General features: G+C 71.3%; 14 protein-coding genes, 2 tRNA genes and 1 pseudogene. 6 read left to right on the top strand and 11 right to left on the bottom strand.

Going from position 1 to position 15128, the window contains the following annotated elements:
• Nucleotides 1-79 precede the first annotated feature (79 nt).
• A complete protein-coding gene (locus tag RKD20_RS22990; RefSeq protein ID WP_424879368.1) occupies nt 80-901 on the top strand; it encodes a YceI family protein in 822 nt (273 codons plus the stop codon).
• A 150-nt stretch (nt 902-1051) separates the two neighbouring features.
• Entirely contained in the window at nt 1052-1522 is a 471-nt protein-coding gene (locus RKD20_RS22985) for a PPOX class F420-dependent oxidoreductase (RefSeq protein WP_020117522.1), read from the top strand.
• 28 nt (nt 1523-1550) lie between these two features.
• Here the strand turns inward: RKD20_RS22985 and RKD20_RS22980 are convergent, their stop codons facing one another.
• From RKD20_RS22980 to RKD20_RS22940, 9 genes are all read right to left on the bottom strand, one after another.
• The gene (locus RKD20_RS22980; RefSeq protein WP_424879367.1) at nt 1551-2312 is read right to left on the bottom strand and encodes a TetR/AcrR family transcriptional regulator; all 762 of its coding nucleotides are present in this window, start codon (nt 2310-2312) and stop codon (nt 1551-1553) included.
• 148 nt (nt 2313-2460) lie between these two features.
• Entirely contained in the window at nt 2461-3948 is a 1488-nt protein-coding gene (locus RKD20_RS22975; protein ID WP_424879366.1) for an MFS transporter, read from the bottom strand.
• 105 nt (nt 3949-4053) lie between these two features.
• On the bottom strand, nt 4054-6237 hold the full coding sequence (locus RKD20_RS22970) for an ArnT family glycosyltransferase (RefSeq protein ID WP_424879365.1): 2184 nt from the start codon (nt 6235-6237) through the stop codon (nt 4054-4056).
• Nucleotides 6237-7802: a glycosyltransferase gene (locus tag RKD20_RS22965; RefSeq protein WP_424879364.1), complete on the bottom strand. Its 1566-nt coding sequence runs from the start codon at nt 7800-7802 to the stop codon at nt 6237-6239. The genes RKD20_RS22970 and RKD20_RS22965 overlap by 1 nt, the downstream gene beginning before the upstream one ends.
• Nucleotides 7803-7816: 14 nt before the next feature.
• Entirely contained in the window at nt 7817-9448 is a 1632-nt protein-coding gene (locus RKD20_RS22960) for an ATP-binding protein (RefSeq protein ID WP_424879363.1), read from the bottom strand.
• Nucleotides 9445-10185: a response regulator transcription factor gene (locus RKD20_RS22955; RefSeq protein ID WP_041821748.1), complete on the bottom strand. Its 741-nt coding sequence runs from the start codon at nt 10183-10185 to the stop codon at nt 9445-9447. The genes RKD20_RS22960 and RKD20_RS22955 overlap by 4 nt, the downstream gene beginning before the upstream one ends.
• Before the next feature lie 158 nt (nt 10186-10343).
• Nucleotides 10344-10835, bottom strand: coding sequence for a hypothetical protein (locus RKD20_RS22950; protein WP_424879362.1), 492 nt, complete (start codon nt 10833-10835; stop codon nt 10344-10346).
• 53 nt (nt 10836-10888) lie between these two features.
• Entirely contained in the window at nt 10889-11764 is an 876-nt protein-coding gene (locus RKD20_RS22945; RefSeq protein ID WP_424879361.1) for a DUF2797 domain-containing protein, read from the bottom strand.
• An 82-nt stretch (nt 11765-11846) separates the two neighbouring features.
• Nucleotides 11847-12224 carry an HGxxPAAW family protein gene (locus RKD20_RS22940; RefSeq protein WP_424879360.1) on the bottom strand — a complete coding sequence of 126 codons (378 nt, stop codon included), beginning with the start codon at nt 12222-12224 and terminating at the stop codon, nt 11847-11849.
• Here RKD20_RS22940 and RKD20_RS22935 point away from each other — a divergent pair.
• The 3 genes from RKD20_RS22935 to RKD20_RS22925 all read left to right on the top strand — a co-directional run bounded on the left by RKD20_RS22935 (nt 12147) and on the right by RKD20_RS22925 (nt 13934).
• Nucleotides 12147-12635, top strand: coding sequence for a MarR family winged helix-turn-helix transcriptional regulator (locus RKD20_RS22935; RefSeq protein WP_424879359.1), 489 nt, complete (start codon nt 12147-12149; stop codon nt 12633-12635). The two genes, RKD20_RS22940 and RKD20_RS22935, sit on opposite strands and share 78 nt — an antisense overlap.
• 264 nt (nt 12636-12899) lie before the next feature.
• Nucleotides 12900-13418: a hypothetical protein gene (locus tag RKD20_RS22930; protein ID WP_424879358.1), complete on the top strand. Its 519-nt coding sequence runs from the start codon at nt 12900-12902 to the stop codon at nt 13416-13418.
• A gap of 330 nt (nt 13419-13748) precedes the next feature.
• Nucleotides 13749-13934 (top strand): hypothetical protein, encoded by a 186-nt coding sequence (locus tag RKD20_RS22925; protein WP_424879357.1) that lies wholly within the window; start codon nt 13749-13751, stop codon nt 13932-13934.
• Nucleotides 13935-14034: 100 nt separating this feature from the next.
• On the opposite strand, the gene RKD20_RS22920 is transcribed toward RKD20_RS22925, so the two are convergent.
• Nucleotides 14035-14107 (bottom strand) — tRNA-Arg (locus RKD20_RS22920).
• Nucleotides 14108-14306: 199 nt separating this feature from the next.
• Nucleotides 14307-14397: transfer RNA gene (locus RKD20_RS22915), tRNA-Ser, on the bottom strand.
• A 153-nt stretch (nt 14398-14550) separates the two neighbouring features.
• On the opposite strand from RKD20_RS22915, the pseudogene RKD20_RS22910 reads away from it, so the two are divergent.
• Nucleotides 14551-14998: pseudogene (locus RKD20_RS22910) on the top strand (SSI family serine proteinase inhibitor).
• Nucleotides 14999-15128 lie beyond the last annotated feature (130 nt).

The raw sequence follows: 15128 nt of genomic DNA, 5'->3' as shown, positions 1-15128 counted from the left end.
GGCCCGTGGCAGGGAGCGCGCGCTCCGAGCGGAGGCGCGCGCCCGCCACGGGCCGGTCTTCTTCGAGGAGGTACATGACATGGGACTGACCGCGAGGATCCGAACCCGGGACGGCTGGGCCGTGTCGCACGCGGTCGTCACGGTGACCGACATGACCGGTACGCAGGTGCTGCGCGCGGAGGCGGACCCGGAGGGCGCCGTACGGGACGGGACTCCGCTGGAGCCGGGGCCGTACACCGTCATCGTGACGGCCGTCGGCTACGCGCCCGCCGCGTCGAGTGCGATCGTCACCGCGAGCGGCCGGGCCGAGGTCGGTACGGTCACCCTGGCCCGCATCGGCGGCGCGGAACTCCCGCCGCCGGGGCCCTGGACCGTGGACCCGGCCCACTCCAGTGTGGGCGCGATCGCCCAGCACCTGGGCATCTCCAGCGTGCACGGCCGTTTCACCGACTTCACGGCGGCGATCGAGGTCGCCCCGGACGACGTGACCAAGTCCCGGGTGGAGGCGGTGATCCGGGCCGCCTCCATCGACACGGGGAACGCGATGCGGGACGAGCACCTGAGGTCGGCGGACTTCCTGGACGTCGAGCGGTACCCGGAGATCACCTACCGGTCGACGGGGCTGACGGTGGCCGGCACGGATCGCTGGACCGTGCGGGGCGAACTCGCCATGCGCGGTGTCGTACGGCCGGTGGACCTGGACCTGGCGTACCTGGGCACCGGCGCCGACCCCTGGGGCGGGACTCGCGCGGCCTTCCGGGCGACGACCCAGCTGCGGCGGGAGGACTTCGCCATGAACTACAACCAGGTCGTGCAGGCGGGGATCGCGGCGATCGGTACGACGCTGAAGGTCGAGCTCGACGTGCAGGCGGTGCAGGGGGAGTCGCTGCCGCAGGCCTGAGGGCGTGGGCCGTTGTCAGTGGCGGGGCGTACGGTTCCGGGCGCTGCTGGATCTGCTGCCCGAGGCGCCCGCGCGGGCCCGAGGGAGCCGACCGGCTCGGCCGTGACACCGTGCACTGGCACGTCGTGGCGCTCCAACTAGGCTGATTCCATGGCACCGAACATTGCGACCAACAAGTCCGTCTCCCTGGATGAGCTGCTGGACTTCGTACGGCCCCGGCACCGGGCGATCCTGCTGACCCGGCGGGCGGACGGGTCCCCGCAGGCCTCGCCGTTGACCTGCGGGGTCGACGACTCGGGGCGGATCGTCGTGTCGACGTACCCCGAGCGGGCGAAGACGCGGAACGCGAAGCGGGATTCCCAGGTCAGCGTGATCGTACTGAGCGACGACTGGGACGGGCCGTGGGTCCAGGTCGACGGAACCGCGGAGGTCATCGACTCGCCGGAGTCCGTGGAGCCGTTGGTGGAGTACTTCCGGAACATCTCCGGGGAGCACCCCGACTGGGACGAGTACCGGGCGGCGATGGTGAAGCAGGGGAAGTCGATCATTCGGGTCACTCCGGTGCGGTGGGGGCCCGTGGCCACCGGTGGATTCCCTGCGCGGCTGGCTTCGCCGGAGTGAGCGCCTGCTCGCGCAGCCTCCCGCGCCCCTAAGGGCGCTCGACCATCGCCTCGATTCCTTTGACAAGCAGGTCGAGGGCGAACTCGAAGTCCCTGTCCCGCATCTCCTCCACCGTGTCGCCGCCGCGTGCCTTCATGATCTCCTCGTTCTCCCTGAGGATCTCCGCGGCGCCGGGGGACCGGGTCGCCGCTGTCATGGCGTGCCGGAAGTAGGCCTCCTGGGTCATGCCGGCCTGGGCGGAGCGGGTGATGAAGTGGCCCTCGATGGTGCCGAAGCCGTAGACGAACTGGAAGACGGCGGAGATCGCGCCGGTGATGCCATGGTCGGGCAGGCCGGTCCTGCGCACGACCCGGTGCACGGTCCGGGACAGGGCCAGGGAGTTCGGGCCGATGTTGAGGAAGGTGCCGACCAGCGGTGAGACCCAGGGATGGCGGACCAGCAGGCCCCGGTACCCCCCGGCCACCGTGCGCATTTGGTCCCGCCAGTCCTCGTCGGCGTCCGGGTCCGGCAGCTCCAGCTCGCCGAAGGCCGCGTCCAGGGCGAGTTCGAGGAGGTCGTCCTTGGTGTCGACGTACCAGTAGACGGACATCGCGGTCACGTTCAGCTCGGCGGCCAGCCGCCGCATGGAGAACTTGGCCAGCCCCTCGGCGTCCAGGAGACGGACCGTCACCTCGGTGATCCGGTCCCGGTCAAGGCCGGACGGCTGCCCGCCGCCTCGTCCGCCCCGGCGCACCTTGCCGTCCAGCCAGACACTGGTTCGCGCGGCCGCTTCTTGGCCTGCCTTCACCATGGCGCACCTTCCAAGACATCGTTCACTTGCCAAGATGCTAGGCCTGCACCGACCTGTGAGGGGCGCTGGGAACCGCGCGACCAGCCACATCGGGCCCGCGGCCGGGAGCGCGGTCGCGGAGGCCCGATGAGCCGAAGCCGCCGTCCCACTAGGCGCCCTGCGCCCGTTCGGCCCGGCGCAACAACACCCCCGCCACCACCCCGCCCAGCAGCACGGCCACCGCCCCCACCAACTGACTGCTCTCCAGGCCGGAGGCGAACGCCTCCGTGATCCGCGCCCTCTCCGACACCGACCCCGCCTCCGCCAGCGCCCCCGGCAGGGACACCGCGGCCACCGAAATCCCCGCCGCGAACCGCGCGTTCAGCACCGCGCCCAGGACCGCGACGCCCAGCCCCTGCCCGAACTCCGCCACCGTGCCGTTGATCCCCGCGCCGACCCCGGCCTTCTCCGGCGGGATCGCGCTCATGATCGCGTGTGCCATCGCGGGACTGGCGACCGCCGCCCCCGCCCCGATCAGCACCAGCCCCAGCAGGGTGCCCGGATAGCCGTGGTCGGTGAGCGTGGCGATGGAGAGGAGGCCCGCGGCCATCACCGCCATGCCGAGGCCGATGGAGAGCGGCGTCCCGAGCCTCGTCGACCACTTCGCCGCGAGGCCCGTGAAGTTGAGGGCCACGATCATCAGCGCGAGCGGGGCCGTCCGCAGCCCCGCCTCCAGGGGGCCGTACCCGAGGACGAACTGCATGTGCTGGGTGAGCAGGAAGAGCGAGCCGCCCATGCCGAAGGTGATCAGGACCGCCCCGGCCACCGCTCCCGTGAACCGGCGGTCGCGGAAGAAGTGCATGTCGAGCATGGGATGCGGGATCCGGCTCTCCCAGTACGCGAACCCGGCGAGGACCACGACCGCCACGGCCGCGGGCCCCAGCACCCGGCCGGACGTCCAGCCGTGCCCGGGGCCGGAGATGATCGCGAACACCAGGGAGGCCATGCCGATCGTGGACAGCAGGGCGCCAAGGAGGTCGGGCCGGTCCCCCCGGGGGTTCTTGGACTCGGGGACCAGGAGCACGACCGCGACCAGGGCGAGCGCGGCGACCGGCAGGTTGATCAGGAAGATCGCGCCCCACCAGAAGTGGTTCAGCATGAAGCCGCCGAGGAGGGGCCCGGCCGCGAAGCCCAGGGAGTTGACCGCCGCCCAGATGCCGATCGCCTTCGGCTGTTCCTCCGGCGCGAAGATCTGCATCGCCACCGCGAGCGTGGTGGTCATCAGCAGCGCGCCGCCCACGCCCATCCCGGCCCGGGCCGCGATCAGCTGGGCGGTGGAGTCGGCGAGACCCGCGACCAGCGACCCGACGCCGAACAGCACCAGCCCCGTGGCCAGCATCTTCTTGCGGCCGTAGCGGTCGGCGGCGCTGCCCGCGGTGAGCAGCAGCCCCGACTGCACCAGCGAGTACGCGTTGATCATCCACTGGATGTCGGAGGTGGCGGCGCCCAGTTCGCTCGTGAGAGAGGGGATGGCCACGTTCAGGATCGTGTTGTCGAGCAGCACGGTCAGCTGCGCGAGACAGATCACGCCGAGTATCAGCCAGCGCTGGGGATGGCCCTGGGAGACGGCGACGGGCGCGGGAGCGGGAGCGGTCATGTTGTACACCGTAGAACGGTTCCTATACGGCGTACAACACACTTTCCCGCCGTACGACGAGAAGGGCGGCGACCGAAGTCACCGCCCTTCCGCTGAGGGGAACCGTCAGCTGCTCGCCTTCTGGGTGAGGTCGTAGAAGGTGGCCGAACCGACCGTGACCTTCTTGAAGTTGGCCTCGACCCACGAGGTGATCTGCGAGGACGTACCGCTGCTGCTGCCGCCCATGCCGCCGCCGGAGCCGCCGGCGATGAAGTAGTGGATCTTTCCGTCCGCCACGTACTCCTTGAACTGGGCCAGCGTCGGGGACGGGTCGGTGCCGTTGAAGCCGCCGATCGCCATCACCGGGTCGCCGGTGGAGAGCTGGTAGCTCGCCGCGTTCTGGGCGCCGATGGCCGCCGCCACCCAGGTGTACTTCGACGAGTCGGTCTCCAGCAGCTTCTTGGCCGCGGAGGTGACGCTCGCGCCGTTCAGCAGGCCGCCGACACCACCGCCGCCGCCCCCGCCGCCGTCGCCCGTCTGGCCACCGGGGCCGCCCTGCTGACCCCGGGTGCCGCCGTTGCCGTTCTGCTGGTTCTGGCCGGGCATGCCCCCGCCGGGGAAGCCGCCCGTGCCGCCGCCCTGCTGGTTCTGGGTGTTGCCGTTGCCGTTCTGCCCGGGCATACCGCCACCGAAGCCGCCCCGGCCGGCGCCGCCACCGCCCGGACCGCCGCCACCGCCCATCATGGACGCGCCCGCCGGACCCGCCGTCACTATGGAACCGGTGTGGCCCTCCTGGAGGGTGCTGATCGTGTACGCCGTCGGGCCCGCCAGGGAGGCCAGAAGGCCCAGTGAGGCCGCCGCGAGGGCGAGTTGGCGGCTGACGCGGCCCGCGAAGACCAGGCCGAGCGCGGCGACCAGGCCGCCGATCAGGATCAGGTACTTCAGCCAGGGCAGGTAGTCGGAGGTGCGGTTGAGCAGGAAGTAGCTCCAGGACACCGCCGCCACGACCGAGGCGGCGAGGGTGATCGACGCCCACAGTTCGGCACGCTTCTCCCACAGGACGCCCGCGCCCATGCCGATCACGGCCGCGATGTAGGGGGCGAGGGCCACCGTGTAGTACTGGTGGAAGATGCCCGCCATGTAGCTGAAGACGACCGTGGTCATCAGCAGCGAGCCGCCCCAGACCAGGAACGAACCGCGGGTGACGCTGGTGCGCTTGAGCTGTCGGGTCGCCACCAGGCCGGCGACGAGCAGGATCAGCGCGGCCGGCAGCAGCCAGGAGATCTGCCCGCCGATCTCGGAGTTGAACATCCGGTCCCAGCCGGTCGCACCCCACTGCCCGGTGCCGCCTCCGCCACCGCCACCGCCGACCGAGCCGGTCTCGTCGCCGCTGAGGCGACCGAAGCCGTTGTAGCCGAAGGTCAGTTCAAGGAAGGAGTTGTTCTGGGAGCCGCCGATGTAGGGGCGGGAGGAGGCGGGCCACAGTTCGACGATCGCCACCCACCAGCCGCCGGAGACGACCAACGCGCCGGTGGCCGCTGCCAGTTGACCGAGCCGCTTCCTGACGGGGACCGGCGCGCAGACGGCGTAGACGATCGCCAGCGGCGGCAGGATCAGGAAGGCCTGGAGGGTCTTCGCGAGGAACGCGAAGCCGATCACGGCACCGGCCCACAGCAGCCACTTCGTCCGGCCGTCCTCCAGGGCGCGGACCACGAACCAGCAGGCGAGCGTCATCAGCAGCGCCAGCATGGCGTCGGGGTTGTTGAACCGGAACATCAGCGCCGCGACGGGGGTGAGCGCGAGCACGGCGCCCGCGATCAGACCGGCCGCGGGGCTGAACCGGCGGCGCACCGAGGCGTGGACGACGGCGACCGAGCCGACACCCATCAGGACCTCGGGCGCGAGGATCGCCCAGGAGTTCAGGCCGAAGATCCGCACCGACAGCTCCATCGGCCACAGCGAGGCCGGGGGCTTGTCGACGGTGATCGCGTTGCCCGCGTCGAGCGAGCCGAAGAAGAACGCCTTCCAGGACTGGCTGCCGGCCTGGACCGCCGCCGAGTAGAAGGAGTTGGCGTAGCCGGAGGAGCTCAGGTCGTACAGGTAGAGCAGGAGGGTCGCGGTCAGCAGGCCGAGGAAGGCCGGGCGCGCCCAGCGGGGGTCCTCGGGGCGGCCGCGCCACAGTCTGCGTACGAAGGGCTGCTGGGGTTCACCGGACTCGGGGGCCGGGGGAGCGACCGGCGCCTCGGGGGCCGTCGCCGCCGGACCCCATCCGGAACCCTGCTGGGCCGGACGGTCGGTCTGCGTGGTCATCAGGAGTTCCTCGGGTCGGTGTCGGTCGGGCGCACCGGATCGAGCCGCATGGTGGCGTCCTTCCAGGAGCGCTGCTCCGCGGCTTCACCGGCGCGGAACTCGGTCGTGTCGTACGGGGACGGCGTGCTGTACGGCGTGGTGGCGTACCGGGGTGCCTGGGGTGCCGTCGGGCGCTGGGGAAGCGGTCCGTACGACTGCTGCGGTGCGGCGGGGGTGTGCGTGGCGACGACCGTGGACCGGGGGTGGTCCGACCGGGGCTGGTCCGACCGGGGGTGGTCCGACCGGGGCTGGTCCGACCGGGGCTGGTCCGAGTGGGGCTGGTCGTCCTCGCGGTCGGGGAAGACCCAGGCCCGGAAGAGCAGGAAGCGCAGCACGGTCGCCGCGAGGTTGGCGGCGATCAGCACCGCCAGCTCGGTGGAGTGCGCGGGGTCGCTGCTGGCCGCGTTGAGCGCGGCGAGGGAGCCGCTGGTCAGCGCGAGGCCGATGCCGAAGACGACCAGGCCCTGCGCCTGGTGGCGGACGGCGCCGCCCCGCCCGCGCACCCCGAAGGTCAGGCGCCGGTTGGCGGCGGTGTTGGCGACCGCGGAGACCAGCAGGGCCAGCGCGTTGGCGGTCTGGGAGCCGCCGAACTGCCGGAAGGCGCTGTAGAGGACGAGGTAGAAGAGGGTCGACAGACCGCCGACGACACAGAACCCGACGAGCTGGCGGGCCAGCCCCTTCGGCACATCCTGGATCTCGCGGTCGCGCGGGTCGTCGCCGAACGGCCGGGTGATCCGGTCCAGCGGCAGCGACCCGCCCGCCAGGGCCTTGCCCACCCGCCACACGCCCTTGAGGTCCTCGGTCGCCGTCTTCACGATGTGCACGGTGGAGTTCGGGTCGTCGACCCAGTCGACGGGCACTTCGTGGATACGGAGTCCCGCGCGCTCGGCGATGACCAGCATCTCGGTGTCGAAGAACCAGCCGGTGTCCTCGACGAGCGGCAGCAGGACCTGCGCCACGTCACGCCGGATGGCCTTGAAACCGCACTGCGCGTCGGAGAAGCGGGCCTGGAGGGAGCCGCGCAGGATGAGGTTGTAGGCGCGGCTGATGAACTCGCGCTTGGGGCCGCGCACGACCCGGGAACTGCGGGCGAGCCGGGAGCCGATCGCCAGGTCGGAGTGGCCCGAGATCAGCGGGGCCACCAGCGGCAGCAGGGCGTTGAGGTCGGTGGACAGGTCCACGTCCATGTAGGCGAGGACCGGGGCGTCCGAGGCGGACCAGACGGTCCGCAGCGCCCGGCCGCGGCCCTTCTGCTCCAGCCGGAAGGCCCTGACCTCCGGTATCTCCGCCTCCAGCCGCCGCGACACCAGGGGCGTGGTGTCCGTCGACGCGTTGTCCGCGATGGTGATGCGGAACGCGTACGGGAACGTGCGCCTGAGGTGCTCGTGCAGTCTCAGCACACACGGCTGGAGGTCCTTCTCCTCGTTGTAGACGGGGATCACTACGTCCAGGACAGGCGTACCGGCGTCGCCGGCCGGGAGGTGCTCCCGCGCCGGCAGGGTGCCGGGAGAAGAGTCGGTTCGCATGGGAACGACTCTGGTCAAGCCCCCTGTTGCACCCATATGGCGGCGCTGTGCTGTGCCTGTGAGTGCGATTGCCAGTTCGTTTCGGGCGCCGGACGGGGGGCCACGGGCCCGACCGCGGGCAGGTGCATGGTGAACACGGTCCGCCCCGGAACGCTGTCCACGGTCACCGCACCGCCGTGCGCGGTCGCGACGGCCTGCACGATGGCGAGGCCGAGGCCGGTGGATCCGGTGGCGCGGGAACGCGCGGAGTCGCCGCGCGCGAACCGTTCGAAGACGTGCGGGAGCAGGTCGGACGGGATGCCCTGGCCGTTGTCCTCGACGTCCACGCATATCCACGGGCCGCGGCGCTGCACGCGCGCGGTGACCGTCGTACCCGGCGGGGTGTGCTTGCGGGCGTTGCCGAGCAGGTTGATGAGCACCTGCTGGAGGCGGGCCGCGTCACCGGAGACGAGGGCGGGTTCGTCGGGCAGGTCGAGGCGCCAGTTGTGGTCCATGCCGGCCGCGCGGGCGTCGCTGATGGTGTCCACGACGAGCGGGATGAGGTCGGTCTGCTCGAACTGCAGCGGCCGCCCGGCGTCCAGGCGCGCGAGCAGCAGCAGGTCCTCCACGAGCAGGGTCATCCGACCCGCCTCGGACTCGATACGGCCGAGGGCGTGCCGGGTGTCGGGGCCGACCACCTCCCTGCCGCGCCGGGTGAGCTCGGCGTACCCGCGGATGGAGGCGAGAGGCGTTCTCAGCTCATGACTGGCGTCGGCCACGAACTGGCGCACCCGCGTCTCGCTCTGCTGGCGTGCGTGCAGGGCGCCGTGCACGTGGTTCAGCATCCGGTTCAGCGCGGCACCGACCTGCCCGACCTCGGTGTGCGGGTCACACTCCGCCACGGGAACCCGCTCGCTCAGGTTGACCTCGCCGGTGTGGAGAGGCAGTTCGGAGACCCGGGTGGCGGTGTTGGCGACCCTGCGGAGAGGGCGGGTGGCGAGTCCGACGAGGACGTAACCGGCGATGACGGCCGCGCCGAGGCCGGCGGCGGTGACGCTGATCTCCACGAGGATCAGGGTGTCGATGGTGGCGTCGACGTCCTTGGTGGGGACGGCCACGTAGGAGGCGGAGGTGTCGTTGGAGGCGTACCGGACGAGGTAGTCACCGATGCCGGGGAGCTCGACCTTGTGCTGCTTGTTGTCCTTGGGGACCGCGCTGAGCACCTTGGTCTGGGCGGCCGTGAGGCTCTCGGCGGTCATCTCGAAGTTCTGGTCGGAGCCGGACTTCACCCCGCGCTTGGCATCGGTGATCTCGCCCTTCTCCACCTTGGCCGCGATCGTGCCGTCCGGCCCCGGGCCGATCACGAACTTGGCGGGGCTGTTCTGCCGGTTGCCCTCACCACTGGGGTTCTTCTTGTCATTGCCGCCGTTGTCGAACTGCCCGGGCGGGGGGTCGCGCGGCGCCGCCCGTGACGCGGCCTCGTTCAGCTTGCCGCTCAGCTGGTCGTACAGATGCGACCGCAACGCCAGTGTCGTCACGGTGCCGATCACCGAGCAGACCACGGCGATCAGCACCACCGACGCGACGACGAGCCGCGTCCGCAGCGTGCGCGGCTTTCCTGTCCGCCCTGCCCGCTTCTGCGCCCGCGGCCGTCGTCGCCCGCTCATGAGGCGGCGGGCTTGATCAGGTAGCCGGCGCCACGCCGGGTGTGGATCATCGGCTCCCGTCCCGCGTCTATCTTGCGGCGCAGGTAGGAGATGTAGAGCTCGACGACGTTGGCCTGACCGCCGAAGTCGTACGACCACACCCGGTCGAGGATCTGCGCCTTGCTGAGCACCCGCCGGGGATTGCGCATCAGGAACCGCAGGAGCTCGAACTCGGTCGCGGTGAGATGGATGTTGTCCCCCGCCCGCGAGACCTCGTGGCTGTCCTCGTCGAGGGTGAGGTCACCGACGACCAGCACGGAGTCGGAACGGCGGTCGGCCGCGCCGGAGCGGCGGATGAGGCCGCGCAGCCGGGCCACGACCTCTTCGAGGCTGAACGGCTTGGTGACGTAGTCGTCGCCACCGGCGGTGAGCCCGGCGATCCGGTCCTCCACGGCGTCCTTCGCCGTCAGGAACAGCACGGGCACGTCCGGCAGTTCCCGCCGCAGCCGCCCGAGGACGGTCAGCCCGTCCATGTCCGGCAGCATCATGTCCAGGACGACGGCGTCGGGCCGGAACTCCCGTGCGGTCTGGACGGCACCCGTGCCGTCCCCCGCGCTGCGGATCTGCCATCCCTCGTAGCGCAGGGCCATGGACAGCAGTTCGGTGATCGACAGCTCGTCGTCCACCACAAGCACTCGGACGGGGCTCCCGTCCGGCCTCAGCAGTTCGGTGCGCCCCTGGGGCGAGGTCGTGGTCATGGTGGACACCCTGTCGGGACCCCCTGAGAGCACCCTTTCGACAGTCTGTGATTTTCCTGAGAAACACACAGGCGCCTCTCAGGCAACGCCTGGGGAACTGCTTGTCCGACGGGACGGCCGAGGCATCCGGCCGGGGCATCCGGCCGAGGCTCCGGCCGCTAGCGGACCGGTCCCTGCTCGTCCACATGAACCGTCGGCGCCCCGAGGAACACCTCGGCGCCGACCGGGCCGTAGGCGATGTTGAAGGTGTCCAGCCAGTACGACCAGTCCCGCAGGCCGACGGCGCTGCTGAAGCGGTAGTTGAGCCGCCACCGCACCCACTGCCCGGGCTCCAGCCGCACGCCCGGGCGCCGCCGCGGCCGGGGCGGCACCCCGAACATCGGCCTCACCCTGGGCAGCACCCGCAGCCGCCCGTCCGCCTCACTGAGCTGGACGTCGACGCCTTTGAGGTTGTCGCCCTGCTGGTCGTGCGGCACGAAGTCGTCCCGCTCGTCCATCCGGACCGCGTGGACGAACGACGCTTCGGCCCGCCCCACCGCGGACGGCGGCAACGCGAAGCCGACCGGAGCCGCGTTCCTCCGTGTCGCGGCCTCGCCGCCACGGGACCGCTTCGTCCATGACGTGCGTATCCACTGCACGGTGACGTCCATCCCCGGCCCTCCCCTCGTCGGACTTGTCGGACCCGTCGGGCCCGACAGGCCCGTCAGAACAACCCGTCCTGAACCCCCGGTGCCTCCTTGAACTCTCTCACCGGCACGGTGATTTCCGCCCCGTCGGCCGGGACGAGTTCCCACCCCGTCATCAGCCGGGTGTCCAGTACGACGGCTCCCCCGCGCTCCGCCTCCAGGTGCAGGTCGGGTCCGGCGGCCGCGAGGAGCCGCCCGCCCACCGACCCGCCCGCGACGAGCTCGCTCACCTCACCCACGGCAATGGGCAGCCCGGCGAGCCCGAACACCTCGACGTGGTCAACCGGTTCGTACGGCGCGCGCTCCAGGGAGTCCGGCCAGCCGCCCAGTCCCCCCGCCCGCGCGTGCAGCTCGGCGAGCTCGGCGGCCCGTTCACCGGCCGACACCGGCAGGGCGGACCGTACGGCCCGCTTGGCGCCGTAGGGAATCCGGTCCGGCACCGAGAGCGCCGCCCGCAGCAGCTCCTCGGTGCGCCGCGCGGCCATGAGCGGACCGGTGCCGAGCCAGCTGAAGCAGACGGCGCCCTGCTCCAACAGGCGCGCGGAACCCCGCTCGTGCGCCGTGATGCCGACCTTGACCATGCCGGGCCCGAACCACGCCAGATACACCCGGTACGGCCGGGGGTCGTCCGCGAGGGTGTCGGCGGCCACGGAGTGCGCTCGGTCCAGCCGCGCGCACTCGTCGCACCGCGCCCCGGTGCTCCGCCCCGACACCGCGGCCCGCGTCGGACACGCGTGCCCCCGCGCTCCCACGCATGTCCGCACACCCCCCTCCGCGACCCCGAAGGCCACCCGCTTCCCCCAGGTCAGCGCACTGCGCCGCCCGCCCTCCCACCGCAGCACGGAGCCGTCCGCGAACCACGACAACCCCGAACACTTCCATCCCTGTGCCATCCCTCACGAGAGTAGGGGGCACCACTGACAACGGGGCAGAACGAGGGCGGACTGCACGAGGGCCGCCGGGGCCGGTACCGGTTCAGCCCACCGAATCCGCAGAGACCGGTTCCGAGGTCCCCACGGCTCCTGCCTCCGTCACCGCGGCCCTCAGCTGGACCACCCCGGTCCACGGGCCGCGCCCCGCCATCCGGCACCCGACGCACCCCGGATGTCCCTGCCGTGCGCCCGTGTCCCGCACCCGCATCCCCCACTGCTCGCGCGGCCGGCGCCCCGGTGGCTTGCCCCAGCCGGTCAGGTGCAGGGCCCAGGTGACGAGGGCGCTCGCCACGGTGATCACGAGGCCGAAGGCGCTCAGCACACCGGACCCCAGGCACACCCGATGCACGCCGAGCCCCGCCCCACCGCCACTCCGGCCCAGGCCCTGGAGGCGATGGACTTCTTCATCGCCACCGCCCACCTCGGCCAGCAGGAGATGGCCCAGCGGCTGGGCCTCAACGTCACCGACCTGCTGTGCTTCGCCTGCGTCCTGAAGGCCGGCGAGGACCTCCTCACCGCGGGCGACCTCGCCGAGCACGCCCATGTCACGACCGGCGCGGTCACCGGCATCCTCAACCGCCTCGAACGCGGCGGCTACGTCACGCGCGTGCCCGACCCCAACGACCGCCGCCGTGTCCGGATCGCCGCGCTGCCCGACGCGGTGGCCAAGGTCGTCGCCCTCTACCAGCCGTACTACGACCGCCTCGACGCCGTCTTCGCGGGCTACTCCGCCGACGAGATCGCCGTACTCCACGACTGGTTCAGCCGGTCCACTAACCTCGCGCTCGCCTATATCGAGGAGCTGCGGGCGAAGGACGCGGGGGGTGGGTGACGGGAGCGAGTTCTGCCGGGGACCCGTGCTGTCGGGGGCGAGTTCTGCCGGGGACCCGTGTTGTCGGGGGCGAGTGCTGTCGGGGGCGAGTGCTGTCGGGGGCGAGTGCCGGGGTCACCCCACCCCGGGGGTGGAGCCAGCCCTACCTTCGGTCCGGTAGCACACTCCATCGTTTCGGCGGGCCCGCCACGGCATCGTTGATCGCGGCTGGTCCACCCGGGATCCAGCGGATCGACACGCCAGCGCCGAGCCGGAGGAAACCCCATGGAGCCGCAGACGGCCGACCGGACCACGTCCAAGTCCCCGTCCACGCCCGGCCCTCTCGCCTCCTTCGTGCGCTTCGTCGTCTACGGCGGCGGGATCGGCGTCCTCTCCAGCTTCGCCGTACCGCTGGTGGCACTGACCATGCCGTGGACGATGGCCAACGCGGTGATCACCGTGGCCTCCACGCTCCTGTGCACCGAGCTGCACGCCCTGTTCACCTTCGGCACCGGCCGCCGTCCCGGGTGGCGCCGGCACCTCCAGTCCTCCGGCTCGGCGGCCGCCGCGTACGCCGTCACCTGCGGCGCGATGTTCCTCCTGCACGCCGTCCAGTCCTCGCCGGGCCTGCTCACGGAACAGGTGGTCTACCTGAGCGCCTCCGCCCTCGCCGGCATCGGCCGCTTCCTGGTCCTGCGCCTGTTCGTCTTCACCGGCACCCACAAGTCCCGGCGCCCGTCCGGGCCTGTTGTCACCCTGCCCCGCCCGACCCTGCCGCGAGCGGCGGTCAGCACCGCCTGCTGACCGGGGCCCGGCGCCGCCACCGCTTCCGGGTTCCTCGACAAGGTGAAGCGCAGCCAATGCGCAGCCGTTCAGCGTTCAGCCGCCCTGAAGACAAGGCGCGACGTCCCGAACCCCGCCGGCTCCTCGCCGAGTTCACAGACCGCTGCGCCGCCGGGATGCCGACGGCCACGATCGAAGAAGGGCTACGACAACCTCGCGAGGGAGGCTGGCAGCCCTCTGGAGGTACAGCTGCCCCCACCCCGAATCGGGCGGACGGCTCCATGTCGCGCCCCCGACATCGGCGGCATCGTAGAAGCCATCAGCTCCCGGCCCCTGGTGAAAGGAACTCCCATGAACCAGCTCCTGTCCTCCCCGCCGGCCAAGACCTCCCCCGAGAGCGAACTGGCCCCGCTCCTCACCGCCTGGGACCAGGCCCACCCCACCACGGCCGACCCCGACTGGCGCCACCTGCTGGACGAACTCGCCCATCCCCGCACCACCCAGGCCTTCCACGGCCTGGCCACGAGCACCGCATGAGGTCACGCCGCACCCGCACCGAGCAGTCAGCTGCCGAACGATGCCGACCGACACGACAAAGCCCCCTCCAGGACAATCCCGAGGGGGCTTTGATCTGCTGTGCACTCGGCAGGATTCGAACCTGCAACCTTCTGATCCGTAGTCAGATGCTCTATCCGTTAAGCTACGAGTGCTTGTTCTGTTTTCTCGCCGTTTCTTGCCCTTCCGGGCCGCTCGCGGCGACAGGAAGAACATTACATGACTGCCGCTCGCATGTGAAATCCGTTTGCCATACCCATTGTGACCTGCGGAAACGTACATCTGAGCGAGATCGAGAACGGCCGGGAACGACGAAGCCCCGGTCGCTCGGACCGGGGCTTCGGTGATCTTGCGCGGAGGCGGAGGGATTTGAACCCTCGATGGGATTTAAGTCCCAAACCGCATTAGCAGTGCGGCGCCATAGACCGGACTAGGCGACGCCTCCAGCACAGCCGCCCGCGCGAGCGCGAGTGGTGCGTGCAGATGATGACACAGCCGAAGGTCGCGCCACCAATCGGTTCCCACGGTACTAGGCGGGCGGGGCGCAGGGCAAAGTGCTTCCGCGCAACGTACGGCCGCGTCCGCCGTTAGTCAGGGCATGTCATACGTCACCCGGATCGGCCGGCTCGCCCGGTTGAGCCCGCTCCCCCTGTTCCTCGCCGCCCTGGCGCCCCGTCCCCGCGTCGGCGTACACCGAGACCGGCGACCACCTCACCGTCACCGTCCGGGACGCGGGCAACGGCGCCGATCGGGCCGATCGGGCCAAAAGGACCTACGAGGTCGACTGCCATCCCGCTCGCGGCACCCACCCCGACCCCGCCGGCGCGTGCGCCGTCCTGGACAGGAACACGCGGTGGGGGCGCGACACCTTCGCCCCCGTCCCCGAGGGCAGCGTCTGCACGATGCTCTACGGCGGTCCCGCGACCGCCCATGTCACGGGGACCTGGGCCGGGCGCCCCGTGGACGCCCGGTTCGACCGGAGCAACGGGTGCGAGACCGCGCGCTGGGACCGGTTCGTGCCGCTCCTGCCCAGCATGGGCACCTAGTCCCCGAGAGGCGGTCACACGTTCTACTTCACTTCGTCGTGCGACCTCCCTCTCATCCGGCACCCCCGCGCAGGCGCTGCGCTTAGACTCCCTCGCGTGACACGTCGCGGGCCCCTTGGCAATATGGCCC

Source organism: Streptomyces sp. SLBN-8D4 (assembly GCF_049739545.1).
Classification (GTDB): domain Bacteria; phylum Actinomycetota; class Actinomycetes; order Streptomycetales; family Streptomycetaceae; genus Streptomyces; species Streptomyces canus_C.
Note: the sequence above shows the minus strand (reverse complement) of the source record. Positions and strands in the feature narration are given on the sequence as shown.